This window comes from Mycobacterium sp. E3198 (genome assembly GCF_001667015.1).
Lineage (GTDB): Bacteria > Actinomycetota > Actinomycetes > Mycobacteriales > Mycobacteriaceae > Mycobacterium.
This window is the reverse complement of record NZ_LZIS01000260.1, coordinates 33,148-47,647: the sequence shown is the minus strand read 5'-3', so window position 1 is coordinate 47,647 and position 14,500 is coordinate 33,148. Positions and strand designations below refer to the sequence as shown.

At 68.6% G+C, this 14,500-nt stretch carries 15 protein-coding genes and 1 tRNA gene; 11 read left to right on the top strand and 5 right to left on the bottom strand.

Annotation, left to right across the window (positions count from 1 at the left end; all coding sequences use genetic code 11):
• Position 1 precedes the first annotated feature (1 nt).
• Positions 2–502 (top strand): nitroreductase family deazaflavin-dependent oxidoreductase, encoded by a 501-nt coding sequence (locus A5673_RS26525; protein ID WP_068239566.1) that lies wholly within the window; start codon positions 2–4, stop codon positions 500–502.
• 83 nt (positions 503–585) lie between these two features.
• Positions 586–1,017, top strand: a complete 432-nt coding sequence (locus A5673_RS26520) for an FHA domain-containing protein (RefSeq protein WP_068239563.1) — start codon at positions 586–588, stop codon at positions 1,015–1,017.
• A 7-nt stretch (positions 1,018–1,024) separates the two neighbouring features.
• Here A5673_RS26520 and A5673_RS26515 read toward each other — a convergent pair whose 3' ends face one another.
• Positions 1,025–1,252 carry a hypothetical protein gene (locus tag A5673_RS26515; RefSeq protein WP_068239560.1) on the bottom strand — a complete coding sequence of 76 codons (228 nt, stop codon included), beginning with the start codon at positions 1,250–1,252 and terminating at the stop codon, positions 1,025–1,027.
• A 121-nt stretch (positions 1,253–1,373) separates the two neighbouring features.
• Positions 1,374–2,150, bottom strand: a complete 777-nt coding sequence (locus A5673_RS26510) for a cutinase family protein (protein WP_068239557.1) — start codon at positions 2,148–2,150, stop codon at positions 1,374–1,376.
• Positions 2,151–2,253: 103 nt separating this feature from the next.
• Between A5673_RS26510 and A5673_RS26505 the strand changes: the two genes are divergently transcribed.
• Complete coding sequence (locus tag A5673_RS26505; protein ID WP_068239554.1) at positions 2,254–2,559, top strand: DUF732 domain-containing protein; 306 nt, start codon at positions 2,254–2,256, stop codon at positions 2,557–2,559.
• A 111-nt stretch (positions 2,560–2,670) separates the two neighbouring features.
• Here the strand turns inward: A5673_RS26505 and A5673_RS26500 are convergent, their stop codons facing one another.
• From A5673_RS26500 to A5673_RS26490, 3 genes are all read right to left on the bottom strand, one after another.
• The gene (locus A5673_RS26500) at positions 2,671–2,898 is read right to left on the bottom strand and encodes a hypothetical protein (protein WP_068239551.1); all 228 of its coding nucleotides are present in this window, start codon (positions 2,896–2,898) and stop codon (positions 2,671–2,673) included.
• Between the two features lie 154 nt (positions 2,899–3,052).
• A tRNA-Arg gene (locus tag A5673_RS26495) sits at positions 3,053–3,128 on the bottom strand.
• A gap of 87 nt (positions 3,129–3,215) precedes the next feature.
• Complete coding sequence (locus A5673_RS26490; RefSeq protein ID WP_068239548.1) at positions 3,216–4,184, bottom strand: GlxA family transcriptional regulator; 969 nt, start codon at positions 4,182–4,184, stop codon at positions 3,216–3,218.
• A gap of 99 nt (positions 4,185–4,283) precedes the next feature.
• On the opposite strand from A5673_RS26490, the gene A5673_RS26485 reads away from it, so the two are divergent.
• The 8 genes from A5673_RS26485 to rho all read left to right on the top strand — a co-directional run bounded on the left by A5673_RS26485 (position 4,284) and on the right by rho (position 14,497).
• Positions 4,284–4,739 carry a tautomerase family protein gene (locus tag A5673_RS26485; RefSeq protein ID WP_068239545.1) on the top strand — a complete coding sequence of 152 codons (456 nt, stop codon included), beginning with the start codon at positions 4,284–4,286 and terminating at the stop codon, positions 4,737–4,739.
• A 32-nt stretch (positions 4,740–4,771) separates the two neighbouring features.
• Positions 4,772–5,878, top strand: coding sequence for a DSD1 family PLP-dependent enzyme (locus A5673_RS26480; RefSeq protein ID WP_197518480.1), 1,107 nt, complete (start codon positions 4,772–4,774; stop codon positions 5,876–5,878).
• Between the two features lie 82 nt (positions 5,879–5,960).
• On the top strand, positions 5,961–7,613 hold the full coding sequence (gene argS / locus A5673_RS26475) for an arginine--tRNA ligase (protein WP_068239537.1): 1,653 nt from the start codon (positions 5,961–5,963) through the stop codon (positions 7,611–7,613).
• Entirely contained in the window at positions 7,610–9,028 is a 1,419-nt protein-coding gene (lysA, locus tag A5673_RS26470; protein WP_068239534.1) for a diaminopimelate decarboxylase, read from the top strand. The genes argS and lysA overlap by 4 nt, the downstream gene beginning before the upstream one ends.
• Positions 9,029–9,031: 3 nt before the next feature.
• Entirely contained in the window at positions 9,032–10,357 is a 1,326-nt protein-coding gene (locus A5673_RS26465) for a homoserine dehydrogenase (RefSeq protein ID WP_068239530.1), read from the top strand.
• Positions 10,354–11,436 (top strand): threonine synthase, encoded by a 1,083-nt coding sequence (gene thrC / locus A5673_RS26460; RefSeq protein WP_068239525.1) that lies wholly within the window; start codon positions 10,354–10,356, stop codon positions 11,434–11,436. The genes A5673_RS26465 and thrC overlap by 4 nt, the downstream gene beginning before the upstream one ends.
• Positions 11,437–11,439: 3 nt before the next feature.
• Positions 11,440–12,387, top strand: a complete 948-nt coding sequence (gene thrB / locus A5673_RS26455) for a homoserine kinase (RefSeq protein ID WP_156748657.1) — start codon at positions 11,440–11,442, stop codon at positions 12,385–12,387.
• A gap of 268 nt (positions 12,388–12,655) precedes the next feature.
• The gene (gene rho, locus A5673_RS26450) at positions 12,656–14,497 is read left to right on the top strand and encodes a transcription termination factor Rho (RefSeq protein ID WP_068239522.1); all 1,842 of its coding nucleotides are present in this window, start codon (positions 12,656–12,658) and stop codon (positions 14,495–14,497) included.
• Positions 14,498–14,500 lie beyond the last annotated feature (3 nt).

Genomic DNA, 14,500 nt, shown 5'->3' with positions numbered 1-14,500 from the left:
CATGTCGGACCTGTCCTTCGACCACGCCAACGCGTTCCATCGGTTCATGCGCAGCTTCGGGTCCACGACGCTGGGTGCGGCGTTCCTGCGCCCGACCGCCCACCACCTCGACCGACTGATCACGAAGGTCACCGGGGGCAGGAGCAGCTTCGCCGGACTCGCGACCGGCGTGCCCGCGGTCATCCTCACCACCACCGGCGCCAAATCGGGCGAGCCGCGCACCGTCGCGCTGTACGGCATCCCGCACCCCGACGGGGTGGCCCTCATCGCGTCCAACTTCGGCGGTGCGAAGCACCCGGCCTGGTACCACAACCTCAAGGCCCATCCGGATGCCACGGTGTCGATCGGCCGCGACAGCTGGCGCGCGACCGCCCGTCTCGCCAGTCCCGAGGAACGCGACGAGATCTGGTCCAAGGGCCTCACGATGTACCCCGGCTGGAGCAAGTACGAGGTGCGCGCCGGCGACCGTCACATCGAGGCGTTCATCCTCAGCCGCAACTGAGGCGGGCGTAAGACCGCCGGAAGGTGGGTATTTCTCTTGGCCTGGCGGGCATCTGAGCGTGCCCGGGGCGGTGGGAGCGACAGATGAACCGCGGCGACGACGAGCAAGACCTCACCCAAGCGGTGGGGGAGACGACCGCCGATTACGGCACCCAGTTTCTCGATGAGCCGGAGGACGGTTCGACCGCCATCGAGGCGGAAACCACCGAAGGACTGCCGAGCGGAGCCGCGCTGCTGATCGTCAAGCGCGGCCCGAATGCCGGTTCCCGTTTCTTGCTCGATCGAGCCGTCACCTCGGCGGGGCGCCATCCCGACAGCGACATTCTTCTCGACGACGTCACCGTGAGCCGCCGTCACGCGGAGTTTCGGCTCGACGAGGACGGCAACTGGGCCGTCGCCGACGTCGGCAGCCTCAACGGCACCTACGTCAACCGGCAGCCCGTCGACTCGGCGGTGCTGGCCAACAACGACGAAGTGCAGATCGGGAAGTTCCGGCTCGTCTTCCTGACCGGATAGGCCCGAGTCAGCCCTTCATTCCCCGCTCGCTTCTGATCAGCAGGGCGGGTCCGCCCAGCATGAGTGCCAGCGCGAAGCCCGTGATGTCGGTGCTGGTGGGTTGGTGGGTGCTCATGTCGAACGCGGTGATCCCGAAGGTGGCGAGCAGGGTGAGCACGAAGATCATGCCGGTGTAGCGGGTGGGCGCTAAGGCCAGGAAGACAAGCCCGATGACAGCGATGAACAGCGACAACATCAGGTCGGTGCCTGAGCTTCGCGTCCTGCCAATTTCGCCTCCTCGAGCCGCCCGGCTGTCAGGCACAGCGTAGCCGCGGGGTGTTCATCCGTTGAGGCAAACGGAACACTTGGATCGGCTTTTAGCTGTCGAAGCCTCCGCGCGGCGACGGGGAGCCGACGACGGTGGTCGGTGCGGCCGGACCCGCACCCGTCGGACCGCCGGAAACTCCGCCGAGACGATCCGCCGCGAAGGTCGCGCCTTGGTCGATCACCGCCACGTTGGTTGCATACGTGTCGTGTGCCGCGAAATTCATCCCGTCGGCGCAGATCGGGTCACCCGGAGCGCACACCTGGATGGTCTTGGACTGATAAAGCGGGCCGATGACGACGGGCGGCTCGCCGAAGAAGTTCATCGCCCGCTCGTTTGGCACCGAGAAGAGCACGACTGAGGACACGTGGTTGGCCACTTCGGGGTCCATCGGCTTCGGGACGGTGGCGGGATCGATCCCCGCCGGTACGGCCGCCGAGGTGACGAAGCCCATCACGGCCGCACCCTGCGAGTACCCGCCGAGCACCATCTTGGTGTTGGGGCAGTCGTGCGCCATCGACACGACATGCGCGCCCGCGTCCCTGATGCCGGCCTCGCCCGCGTTCGTCCAGTCATGGGTCGCGGGGTAGTTCACCGCATATTCGTCGAACGATTTTGCGCCGACGCGGGGGCGCAGCGAGTCGACAAATGCCTGTCCGGTGGGGCCGAGCCCGGGAGGGTCGTCGGTGCCGCGGGCGAAGACCACCTGGACGTCCGGGCACGGCTCGGCGGAGGCGAACGGGGTCGCAGACGCGAGGACAGCAGCGCTGACGCTGGAGGCCGCGACTACCGCAGGAGCGAGAAAACGAGGGATCTGACGCGCGATCATGCCGCGGTGTGCCCACTTATGCGATTTCTAAACCCCGGTTTTCAGGTACCGGCCCGCCCGGCTCAGCCCAACGCGCGAGTGAGCCCGGCTACCATGCAGGGTCATGACGCGGATTGCCGCGCTGCTGGCAGCGGCCCTTGCCCTCACGGTTATTCCGACCGCTCACGCGGACGACAACGACACCTCGTTCGTAAATGCGCTTCACAATCAGGGGATTTCAAGCGCTAAGGGCGATCAGGGCCTGATCAATATGGGTCATAAGATCTGCGCCCTGTTGGCGCAGGGCCGCAGCATGGATTCGATCGTGGGCATGGTCCAGTCGCACGAGCGGAACGGCATGACGGACGACGACATAAGGTTTCTGGTGCGAACTTCGGCCACGTCATACTGCCCCGAATATGCGCCTTAAGGGGTAACTCGTTCGCCCGGGTGCTCGTGCCGCCCTGAGCGGGGGCGGAGCTGGTGCCCCCGGTGATTCGAATTTGCCAAGGCGGCGAGTCGACATGAGGTAAAAGTGCGCTTAGGAGGCCCGTTCCCAGCGCCAGCCATCGTTGTCGGTGCAGACGATCTCTTGACCACCCTCGCCCACGCCGGTCACGCCGTGGTCGCTGTTGCGGCAGTATTGGCCGGGCCTGTAGCAGTTGCCGGCCTTGCTCACGGGCTGGCAGCTTGGCGGCGCGAGCGGCGGCGCAGGGGCGGGGGCGAGCAGTGCGACGGTGAGCGCGAGGGCGGCGAGTACGTGTTCCACGCGGCCAAGTGTTGCCCTTTATCCAAACGCGCGTTGTGAAAAGGGCAGTGCTCAAATGCACCTTCCGCGCCGCGCGGATTCTGCCAGGAGACGGCGAAAATCACACGATGGCGTTCACTGGATGTTGAAAACCGCATTCACCTCGGCAAATAGCTGGTGCCCCCGGCAGGATTCGAACCTGCGGCCTTCTGCTCCGGAGGCAGACGCTCTATCCCCTGAGCTACGGGGGCGCTTCGATGTCGATGCAGCGCCATTGGGCCCAGCCAGAGTAACGCATCGACGTGACGATCGTGACCCCGCCACAGCTCAAGCGCCGATCACGAGGCCCTCGCCTGAGCGCTCGGGCGCAGCGCGCCGGGCGACTGCCCGGTGTGTTTCTTCACCAGTCGGTGCAGCGTCGCCGGATCCGCCAATCCCACTGCCGCAGCGATCTCTTCGAGCGGCATGCGGGTGGTGCGCAGCAGGTGCACCGAGCGCTCGAGGCGAACTCGCTGCACCAGCTGAAGCGGGCTGAGGCCCACGGCATTTCGGGTCCGGCGCGCCAGCGTTCGGGTGCTGAGGCCGCAGAAGCGGGCCAGCGAGTCGAGCGTGTGCGTTTCGCCCAACCGCGATCGGACGAAACGCTCCAGGCCCGCGACCGTTTCGTCGCGCGCCGCCAGGTGCGAGGGGATGAGAAAGCTCGCCTGCGACGTGCGCTGATCGGCGACGAGCCGGTTCGCGAGTTCGTCGGCGAGCGCCGCGCCGCCGAGCTCGCGCATGAGCGCGAGCATTAGGTCGATGTGCGCGAACGCGCTCCCGGCCGTCCAGACCGACCCGTCGCGAACGACCATGTCATCGATGACGACGTTGGCCGCCGGCGCGACCCGGGCGAGGTCGGTCCCGAGCCACCACGTCGTGACGCAGCGTCGCTGATCGAGCAGCCCGGCGGCGGCAAGCACGAAGACGGCCGTGCACGAGGCCGCGATTTCCGCGCCACAGCCATCAGCACCGGCCAACCAGTCGGCCGCGACGGCGACGTCGGCGCCACCGAGCCGCTCGGCGATCTCCTCGGGCTGCGCGGCGCCCAAGCCGGGCACGACGACGACTTCTCGCGCCGTGCTGTGGGTGAGGGGTTCCGCGGCGGCGGTCAGGCCACCGCGCAAGGCGACCTGGCTCGCCGGCGACACGAACCGAAGGTCGAACGCGGGCTTGCCGAGGATCCGGTTCGCCGCCGAAATCACGTCGATCGTCACGCCCACCGCGCTCGCGCTGGCGCCGTCGAGCACGAGGACATCGAAACCGATCATGTGGCGAATTATGCAAGAAAGCTGTCTACCTCGCCACTGGCTTTGTGCGGCGCCGGTGGGGGAGATTACGAGGGCAGGAACCCCGGAAAGGTAGATGTCATGCCGCTGATGCACGTAACCCTGACACCCGGCGCCTTCGACGACGCGGGCAAGCAGCGCCTGGTCACCGGCCTCACCGACGCGGCGTGCCGTGCCGAATCGGTGCCCGACCAGCCTCAGCACCGGATGCGGGCCCTGGTCCTGCTGCACGAGCTCCCACCCGGGGGCTTTTACTCCGCCGGCGCCTCGGCGGACGCCGCGGTCGCCGGCGTATTCATCGATTGGCAGGTCAGCGCGGGGGTGCTCGACGGTGCCCGCAAGGCGCGATTCGCCGGCGAGCTCCAGGAGGTCGCCGCAGCGGCGGCCGGCGGCAATGGCGACAAGTTGGTCGTCACGTCGTGTGTCATCCACGAAGTGCCCGAAGGCCAGTGGGCGCAGAACGGAGCGATTCGCCGGCTGCCGGACATCGTCCCGCTCGCGGGGTTCGAGCACCTGACCTCCGTGGCGTCCGGATGACGATTCGTCCGGCAGACCAGTTGGCGCAAGCCATGATTGGCGAACCGAACTCGCGCTTCCGCCTGCCGACGCCGGCGCTGATCCTGGACGACGCGGCGCTGGACGCCAACATCCGCCGCATGGTCGAGCGGACGGGCGACAAGGTCGCGCTGCGCCCGCACGCCAAGACGCACAAATGCGCCTGGATCGCCCGAAAGCAGATCGCAGCCGGCGCCGTCGGGATCTGCTGCGCCAAAACCGCTGAAGCCGAGGCGCTTTCGGCGGCCGGCGTGCGCGGCATTCTCCTGACCTCGCCGGTCGCCGACCCGGCGATTCCGAAGCGGCTGTGCGACCTGGCGGCGCTCGACCCGGAATTTGCCTGTGTGGTGGATCATCCCGACCCGGTGACCGCGCTGAGCGAAGAAGCGTGTCGCCGCGGGATTCGAGTCAGCGTCCTCATCGACGTCGACGTGGGGCTCGGCCGCACCGGCGTTTCCGGCCTGGAGCAGGCGGTCGCGTTGGCGGAGCACGTCCACCGCTGCGAGGGGCTCACGCTGGCCGGCGTGCAAGGCTACGGGGGTCATTGGCAGCACATCGCCGGGCTCCAAAAGCGTTGTGACGCAGTCCGTGTCGGCATGGAGCGGCTGTCCCGCACGGTCGACGCGCTACGAACGGCCGGCTACCACGTCGGCATCATCACCGGCGGCGGCACCGGTACCGTCGCGGCGGATCTGGACTTGGGTATCCTCAACGAATTGCAGCCGGGCTCGTATGTGTTCATGGACGCCGAGTATTCCGACGCCTTGGGCGGCGACGACGACGGAGCCTTCGACACCAGCCTGTGGGTTGCCAGCCAGGTGGTGAGCGCCAACGCGGACGGGGTCGTCACCGTCGACGCCGGTCTCAAGGCTTTCGCGACGGACGGCCCGATGCCGCGGCCGGCCGGCGCGCGTTTCGGCGGCTCGACGTACATGTTTTTCGGCGACGAGCACGGCGCATTGACCCGGCCCGCCGGCGCACCCGTCAGCCTCGGGGAACGCGTGGAGTTCGTCACCCCGCATTGCGACCCCACCGTTGATCGGTATGACGCCTACCACGTTGCCCGGGGCGACCGGCTGGTGGGCATCGTGCCCATCGAGGCTGCTCGCGCCAGCCGATAGCGACGAGGGCCTGCGTGGGTGCGGAGCTGCCGCCTGCAATAGATTCGGGCCCGGGGGACCGAAGCCAATAGGATGGACGCTCGTGACCCCCGCTGACCTGGCTGAGCTGCTCAAAGCCACCGCTGCCGCGGTGCTTGCCGAGCGCGGGCTGGACGCTGCCGCGTTGCCGGCGACGGTCACGGTGGAGCGGCCGCGTAATCCCGATCACGGCGACTACGCCAGCAACCTGGCGCTGCAGCTGGGCAAGAAGGTGGGCGCCAACCCGCGCGAACTGGCCGGCTGGCTCGCCGAAAGGCTCGCCGAAGCCGACGGCATCGCCTCCGCGGAGGTGGCCGGGCCCGGCTTCATCAACCTGCGCCTCGAGGCGTCGGCGCAGGCCAAGATCGTCAACGACGTCCTCGACGCCGGCGACGAGTTCGGCTTCTCGGACGAGCTGGCCGAGCAGAAGATCAACCTGGAATTCGTCTCGGCCAACCCGACGGGGCCGATCCACATCGGCGGCACCCGCTGGGCCGCCGTCGGCGACGCGCTGGGCCGGCTGCTGACCACCCAGGGCGCCGACGTGGTGCGCGAATACTACTTCAACGACCACGGCGCCCAGATCGACCGGTTCGCCAACTCATTGATCGCCGCGGCCAAGGGCGAACCGACCCCGGAAGACGGCTACGCCGGCGCCTACATCAACGACATCGCGGCGCAGATCCTGCAGAAGGCGCCCGACGCGCTGAGCCTGCCCGACGCCGACCTGCATGAGACGTTCCGGGAAATCGGCGTCGACTTGATGTTCACCCACATCAAGGAGTCGCTGCACGAGCTCGGGACCGACTTCGACGTCTACACCCACGAAGACTCGATGCACACCAGCGGGCGTGTCGATCAGGCCATCGCCAGGCTGCGCGAGACCGGCAACGTCTACGAGAAGGACGGCGCAACCTGGTTGCGCACCAGCGCTTTTGGTGACGACAAGGACCGTGTCGTGATCAAGAGCGACGGCAAGCCGGCCTACATCGCCGCCGACATCGCCTACTACCTGGACAAGCGGCAGCGCGGCTTCGACCTGTGCATCTACATGCTCGGCGCCGACCACCACGGCTACATCGCCCGGCTCAAGGCGGTGGCCGCCGCGTTCGGTGAGGACCCGGCCACTGTCGAGGTCCTGATCGGGCAGCTGGTCAACCTCGTGCGCGACGGCCAGCCGGTCCGGATGAGCAAGCGGGCCGGCACGGTGCTGACCCTCGACGACCTGGTCGAGGCGATCGGCGTCGACGCGGCGCGCTACAGCCTGATCCGCTCGTCGGTGGACACCGCCATCGACATCGACCTGGCGCTGTGGTCCTCGGCGTCCAACGAAAACCCGGTCTATTACGTGCAATACGCGCACGCCCGGCTGTCGGCGCTGGCCCGCAACGCCGCCGAGCTCGGCCTGATCCCCGACACGGCGCACCTCGAGCTGCTCAGCCACGACAAGGAGGGCGCGCTGCTGCGCTCGATCGGCGATTTCCCGCGCGTGCTGAAAACCGCTGCCGCACTGCGGGAACCGCATCGGGTGTGCCGCTACCTGGAAGACCTCGCCGGCGACTACCACCGGTTCTACGACTCCTGCCGGGTGTTGCCGCAGGGCGACGAGCAGCCCACCGACCTGCACACCGCGCGCCTGGCGCTGTGCCAGGCCGCCCGCCAGGTCATCGCCAACGGCCTGACCATCCTCGGCGTCACCGCCCCGGAGCGAATGTGAACGTCCATCCCGCCGGTCCCCGGCACGCCGACGAAGCGCGTCACGCCGAGAGTCCGCCGCGCCCGCAATCCCCGGAGGAGCTGCTGCGGCTGGCGCCGAACGTGTGGCCGCGCAGCACAACTCGCGACGACGATGGGGCCGCGGTCATCGGCGGCCTACCGGTGACGCACCTCGCCCAGGAGTACGGGACCCCGCTGTTCGTCGTCGACGAGGACGACTTTCGCTCCCGCTGCCAGGACCTGGCGGCGGCCTTCGGCGGCGGACACAACGTGCACTACGCCGCCAAGGCGTTCCTGTGCACCGAGATCGCCCGCTGGATCGACGAGGAGGGCCTGTCCCTCGACGTGTCCACCGGCGGGGAACTGGCCGTCGCACTGCACGCCGACTTCCCGCCGGAGCGGATCATCTTCCACGGCAACAACAAATCCGTCGCGGAACTGACCGCCGCCGTCAAGGCCGGGGTGGCGCACATCGTCCTGGACTCGATGACCGAGATCGAGCGCCTCGACGCCATCGCGGGCGAGGCGGGCATCGTCCAGGATGTGCTCGTGCGCCTCACCGTCGGGGTCGAGGCGCACACCCACGAGTTCATCTCCACCGCACACGAGGACCAGAAGTTCGGGCTGTCGGTGGCCAGCGGCGCGGCGATGGCCGCGGTGCGCCGGGTGTTCGACACCGATAACCTGCGGCTGGTCGGGTTGCACAGCCACATCGGCTCACAGATCTTCGACGTCGACGGCTTCGAACTGGCCGCGCGCCGCGTCATCGGCCTGCTGCACGACATCGTCGCCGAATTCGGCGTCGACAAGACGGCCCAGCTGTCGACGATCGATCTCGGTGGCGGCTTCGGCATTTCGTACCTGGCGCCCGACGACCCGCCGCCGATGGCCGAGCTGGCGAGCAAACTGAGCGCCATCGTGGGCAACGAGTCGGCGGCCGTGGGGCTGCCCACCCCCAGGTTGGTGGTGGAGCCGGGGCGCGCCATCGCCGGGCCGGGCACCATCACGCTCTACGAGGTCGGCACCGTCAAGGACGTCGACGTGAGCACGACGGCACACCGGCGTTACGTGAGCGTCGACGGCGGCATGAGCGACAACATCCGCACGGCGCTCTATGACGCGCAGTACGACGCCCGGTTGGTCTCGCGGATCAGCGACGCGCCGGCGGAGCTGGCCCGTATCGTCGGAAAGCACTGCGAGACAGGGGATATCGTCGTTCGCGACACCTGGGTACCCGGCGATTTGCAGCCGGGCGACCTGCTCGGCGTCGCCGCCACCGGAGCCTACTGCTATTCGCTGTCGAGTCGTTACAACATGATCGGCCGCCCCGCCGTGGTGGCCGTGCGCGGGGCGCGCGCACGGCTGATCCTGCGCCGGGAGACGGTCGACGATCTGCTGAGTCTGGAAGTGAGGTGACCCGTGCCCGGTGACGAAAAGGCCGTCGGCGTAGCGGTACTCGGGTTGGGCAATGTCGGCAGCGAGGTCGTCCGCATCATCGAGGACAGCGCCGAGGACCTGGCCGCCCGCATCGGGGCGCCGCTGGCGCTGCGCGGGATCGGGGTGCGCCGGGTCGCCGCCGACCGCGGCGTTCCGATCGGCCTGCTGACCGACAACATCGAGGAGCTGGTCTGCCGCGAGGACGTCGACATCGTCGTCGAGCTGATGGGACCGGTGGAGCCGGCGCGCAAGGCGATCCTGTCCGCGCTGGAGCATGGCAAGTCCGTCGTCACGGCCAATAAGGCGCTGTTGTCCGTCTCCACGGGGGAGCTGGCGCAGGCGGCCGAAAACGCTCACGTCGACCTGTATTTCGAGGCGGCGGTCGCGGGCGCGATCCCGGTCATCCGCCCGCTCACCCAATCGCTGGCCGGCGACACGGTGCTGCGGGTGGCCGGCATCGTCAACGGCACCACCAACTACATCTTGTCCGCGATGGACAGCACCGGCGCCGACTACGAGAGCGCCCTGGCCGACGCCGGCGCGCTGGGCTACGCCGAGGCCGATCCCACCGCCGACGTCGAAGGCTACGACGCCGCCGCCAAGGCGGCGATTTTGGCGTCCATCGCCTTTCACACGCGGGTGCACGCCGACGACGTGTATCGCGAGGGTATCACCAAAATCACCCCGACCGACTTCGCGTCGGCGCGGGCGCTGGGCTGCACCATCAAGCTGCTGTCCATTTGCGAGCGGATCACCGGTGACGATGGGCAGCAACGGGTTTCGGCCCGCGTCTATCCCGCGCTGGTGCCGCTGTCGCATCCGCTGGCCACAGTCAACGGCGCGTTCAACGCGGTGGTGGTCGAGGCCGCGGCCTCGGGGCGGCTGATGTTCTATGGGCAGGGGGCCGGCGGCGCGCCCACCGCCTCGGCGGTCACCGGTGACCTGGTGATGGCCGCGCGCAACCGCGTGCTCGGCAGCCGCGGCCCCAAGGAGTCGCGGTACGCCCAACTCCCCATCGCCCCAATGGGTCTCATCTCCACCCGCTACTACGTCAGCATGAACGTCGCCGACGAGCCGGGCGTGTTGTCCTCGGTGGCGGCGGAATTCGCCAAGCGCGAGGTGAGCATCGCCGAGGTTCGCCAGGAAGGCATGGTGGACGACGACGGCCGGCGGGTGGGAGCCCGCGTCGTGGTGGTCACGCACACCGCCACCGACGCCGCGCTCTCCGAAACCGTCCGTGCGCTCGCGGATTTGGATGTCGTGCAGAGCGTGACGAGCGTGCTGCGATTGGAAGGAAACGGCCTGTGAGCGCTGCCCGGACGGCCACCCACCAACCCTGGCCGGGAGTGATCGCGGCGTACCGCGACCGGTTGCCGGTCGGCGACGACTGGACCCCGGTCACCCTGCTCGAGGGCGGTACCCCGCTGATCGCCGCGGCCCGGCTCTCAGAACGGACCGGCTGCACCGTCCATCTCAAGGTCGAGGGCCTCAACCCCACCGGCTCCTTCAAGGACCGGGGCATGACGATGGCCGTCACCGACGCCCTGGCCCGCGGCCAGCAGGCGGTGCTGTGCGCCTCCACCGGCAACACCTCGGCCTCCGCCGCCGCCTACGCCGCGCGCGCCGGGATCACCTGCGCGGTGCTGATCCCGCAGGGCAAGATCGCGATGGGCAAGCTGGCGCAGGCGGTGATGCACGGCGCCAAGATCATCCAGATCGACGGCAACTTCGACGACTGCCTGGAATTGGCCCGCAAGATGGCCGCCGACTTCCCGACGATCTCGCTGGTGAACTCGGTCAACCCGGTGCGCATCGAGGGGCAGAAGACGGCCGCGTTCGAGATCGTCGACGCGCTGGGTGCCGCGCCGGACGTGCACGCCCTTCCGGTCGGCAACGCCGGCAACATCACCGCGTACTGGAAGGGCTACACCGAGTACCACCAGGAAGCGATCATCGACAAGCTGCCCCGGATGCTCGGGGCGCAGGCCGCCGGCGCGGCCCCGCTGGTGCTCGGCAAACCGGTCAGCCACCCGGAGACCATCGCGACGGCGATCCGCATCGGCGCCCCGGCGTCCTGGACGGCCGCCGTCGCGGCCCAGCAGCAATCCGACGGGCGCTTCCTGGCCGTCACCGACGAGGAGATCCTGGCGGCGTACCACCTGGTGGCGGCCTCCGAGGGCGTCTTCGTCGAACCCGCGTCGGCGGCCAGCATCGCGGGGCTGCTCAAGGCCGTCGACGACGGCTGGGTGGCGCGCGGGTCGACGGTGGTGTGCACGGTGACCGGCAACGGCCTCAAGGATCCCGACACCGCGCTGAAGGACATGCCGACGGTGTCCCCGCTGCCGGTGGACCCGGTGCTCGTCGTCGAACAACTGGGTCTCGCGTAAGCAATGAATGCCCAGATGCTGCCCGCCGGGCTGGTGGCGAGCGCCGTGGTGTCGGCGTCCAGCGCCAACCTCGGTCCGGGATTTGACAGCATCGGTCTCGCCTTGAGCCTCTGCGACGAAGTCGTCGTGGAGACAACGGATTCCGGCTTGGTCGTGGAGGTCGAGGGGGAGGGCGCCGGGCAGGTACCGCTGGACGCCGAGCACCTGGTGGTGCGCGCCATCCACCACGGGCTGCGCGCCGTCGGGGTCGGCGCCCCGGGCCTGGTGGTGCGCTGCCGCAACGCCATCCCGCATTCCCGCGGTCTCGGTTCGTCGGCGGCGGCCGTCGTCGGCGGCTTGGCGGCGGTGAACGGACTTGTCGCGCAAACGGATTCGGCAACCCTGAGCGTTGATCGGCTGATCCAGCTGTGCTCGGACTTCGAGGGGCACCCCGACAACGCCGCCGCCGCGGTGCTGGGCGGCGCGGTGGTTTCGTGGACGGACCGCACCGGCGCCGAGCCCCGGTATTCGGCGGTGCCGCTGCGGCTGCACCCGGACATCAAGCTGTTCTGCGCGATTCCCGAGGAACGGTCGCTGACGGCGGAGACCCGGGTGCTGCTGCCCAGCCGGGTCAGCCACGAAGACGCGAGCTTCAACGTCAGCCGCGCCGCATTGCTGGTCGTCGCGCTCACCGAGCGGCCGGATCTGCTGATGCCGGCCACCGAGGATGTGCTGCACCAACCGCAACGCGCCCCCGCGATGCGCGGATCGGCGGAATATTTGCGGGTGCTGCGGCGTCATAACGTCGCGGCGACGCTTTCTGGGGCCGGTCCCTCCCTCATCGCATTGAGCACGGAACCGGAGCTACCCACGGAAGCGTTGGAGTACGGGGCCGCACACGGATTCACCCTCACGAAGATGACCGCCGGCGAAGCAGTTCGTTGGAGCCCGGGCGTCACCGTCGCCGGTTAATCCACAGCGTGGCCGGAGGGTTTGCTTGCTTCCGTCAGGGATGCAGGCTATCCTCGGAGCCGTCCAGCAATCGCAGCATCTGCATCTGCACACATACTGCCTTGCCGCTAGGACAACACCAATTCTTCTCGTAAACGAGGTTCGCCGTCTTCTCCGATGATCCCGGGCGATCACCGTAAGCAGAGTCGATGATTGGGCGCACTCGCCAATTTGGCTGAATGCAACGACCCCCCGTATGACCTGATCAGCGGGGGAAGAAAGGAAATCCGTGACTGATACGGACCTCTTCACGGCTGGCGAGAGCACCGACAGCAATCCGGTGCCCGACGCCGTGACCACAGACACTCCCGATGTCAAAACCAACGCCTCGACCGGCTCCCTGTCCACCATGGTGCTGCCCGAGCTGCGTGCGCTGGCTAACCAGGTCGGCGTCAAGGGCACGTCGGGGATGCGCAAGAACGAACTCATCGCCGCGATAAAGGAAATCAGGGGGCAGGCCAACGGGACTTCGGCCCCGGCCGCCTCGGAGGACGGCGGCAAATCCAACAAGACCGACACCACCGCCGCCGAAGCGCCGGCCGACGCGCCCGCGGCGCAAGCCGAACAGAACGGCTCCACCGAGGCGCCGCGCCGGGAACGGCGCACCGCCAACCGCGACGCGGGCTCGCCCGGCGAGCAGGGTCGCGAGGACTCCGGCAACCGCAAGGGCGGCGGCAATCCCGACGCGGACAAGCGCCAAGGGGGCCAACAGGACACCAAGGGCGACGAGCGGGGTCAAGACTCCGGCGGCGACCAGGGTTCGGGTGGGCAGCAGTCGCGCGGCGGCTCCAACCAGCAGAACCAGCAGGACGACGACGGCGAGGGCCGTCAGGGCCGGCGTGGACGCCGGTTCCGCGACCGCGACCGCAGGCGCCGCGGCGAAAGGTCGGGGGAGGGCGGGGACACCGAACTCCGCGAGGACGACGTCGTCCAGCCGGTCGCCGGAATCCTTGACGTTCTCGACAATTACGCGTTCGTGCGCACCTCCGGCTACCTGGCCGGCCCGCACGACGTCTACGTCTCGATGAACATGGTGCGCAAGAACGGCCTGCGCCGCGGCGACGCGGTGACCGGCGCGGTTCGGGTGCCCCGGGACGGCGAGCAGCCCAACCAACGGCAGAAGTTCAACCCGCTGGTGCGCCTGGACAGCGTCAACGGCGGCTCCGTCGAAGACGCCAAGAAGCGGCCCGATTTCTCCAAGCTGACGCCGCTGTACCCCAACCAGCGGCTGCGCCTGGAAACCACGCCCGACCGGCTGACCACCCGGGTCATCGACCTGATCATGCCGATCGGCAAGGGCCAGCGCGCGCTGATCGTCTCGCCACCCAAGGCGGGTAAGACGACGATCCTGCAGGACATCGCCAACGCGATCACCAAGAACAACCCCGAATGCCACCTCATGGTCGTGCTCGTCGACGAGCGGCCCGAGGAGGTCACCGACATGACGCGGTCGGTGAAGGGCGAGGTCATCGCCTCGACCTTCGACCGGCCGCCGTCGGACCACACCTCCGTCGCCGAGTTGGCGATCGAACGGGCCAAGCGGCTCGTCGAGCAGGGCAAGGACGTCGTCGTCCTGCTGGACTCGATCACCCGCCTGGGCCGCGCGTACAACAACGCGTCGCCCGCGTCGGGCCGCATCCTGTCCGGTGGTGTCGACTCCACCGCGCTGTATCCGCCCAAGCGCTTCCTGGGCGCCGCCCGCAACATCGAGGAAGGCGGGTCGCTGACCATCATCGCCACCGCGATGGTCGAGACCGGGTCCACCGGTGACACGGTCATCTTCGAGGAGTTCAAGGGCACCGGTAACGCCGAGCTCAAGCTGGACCGCAAGATCTCCGAACGCCGGGTCTTCCCCGCGGTCGACGTGAACCCCTCCGGCACCCGCAAGGACGAGCTGCTGCTGTCGCCCGACGAGTTCGGCATCGTGCACAAGCTGCGTCGCGTGCTGTCGGGCCTGGACCCGCACCAGGCCATCGACCTGCTGATGTCGCAGCTGCGCAAGACGAAGACCAACTACGAGTTCCTGGTGCAGGTCTCCAAGACGACCCCGGGGTCGATGGACAACGACTAGCGT

Bases quoted from the DNA above. Each gene is read 5' to 3' on its own strand.
- A5673_RS26525 (WP_068239566.1), top strand. From the start codon at position 2: ATGTCGGACCTGTCCTTCGACCACGCCAACGCGTTCCATCGGTTCATG.
- A5673_RS26520 (WP_068239563.1), top strand. From the start codon at position 586: ATGAACCGCGGCGACGACGAGCAAGACCTCACCCAAGCGGTGGGGGAG.
- A5673_RS26515 (WP_068239560.1), bottom strand. From the start codon at position 1,252: ATGTTGTCGCTGTTCATCGCTGTCATCGGGCTTGTCTTCCTGGCCTTA.
- A5673_RS26510 (WP_068239557.1), bottom strand. From the start codon at position 2,150: ATGATCGCGCGTCAGATCCCTCGTTTTCTCGCTCCTGCGGTAGTCGCG.
- A5673_RS26505 (WP_068239554.1), top strand. From the start codon at position 2,254: ATGACGCGGATTGCCGCGCTGCTGGCAGCGGCCCTTGCCCTCACGGTT.
- A5673_RS26490 (WP_068239548.1), bottom strand. From the start codon at position 4,184: ATGATCGGTTTCGATGTCCTCGTGCTCGACGGCGCCAGCGCGAGCGCG.
- A5673_RS26485 (WP_068239545.1), top strand. From the start codon at position 4,284: ATGCCGCTGATGCACGTAACCCTGACACCCGGCGCCTTCGACGACGCG.
- A5673_RS26480 (WP_197518480.1), top strand. From the start codon at position 4,772: ATGATTGGCGAACCGAACTCGCGCTTCCGCCTGCCGACGCCGGCGCTG.
- thrB (WP_156748657.1), top strand. From the start codon at position 11,440: ATGAATGCCCAGATGCTGCCCGCCGGGCTGGTGGCGAGCGCCGTGGTG.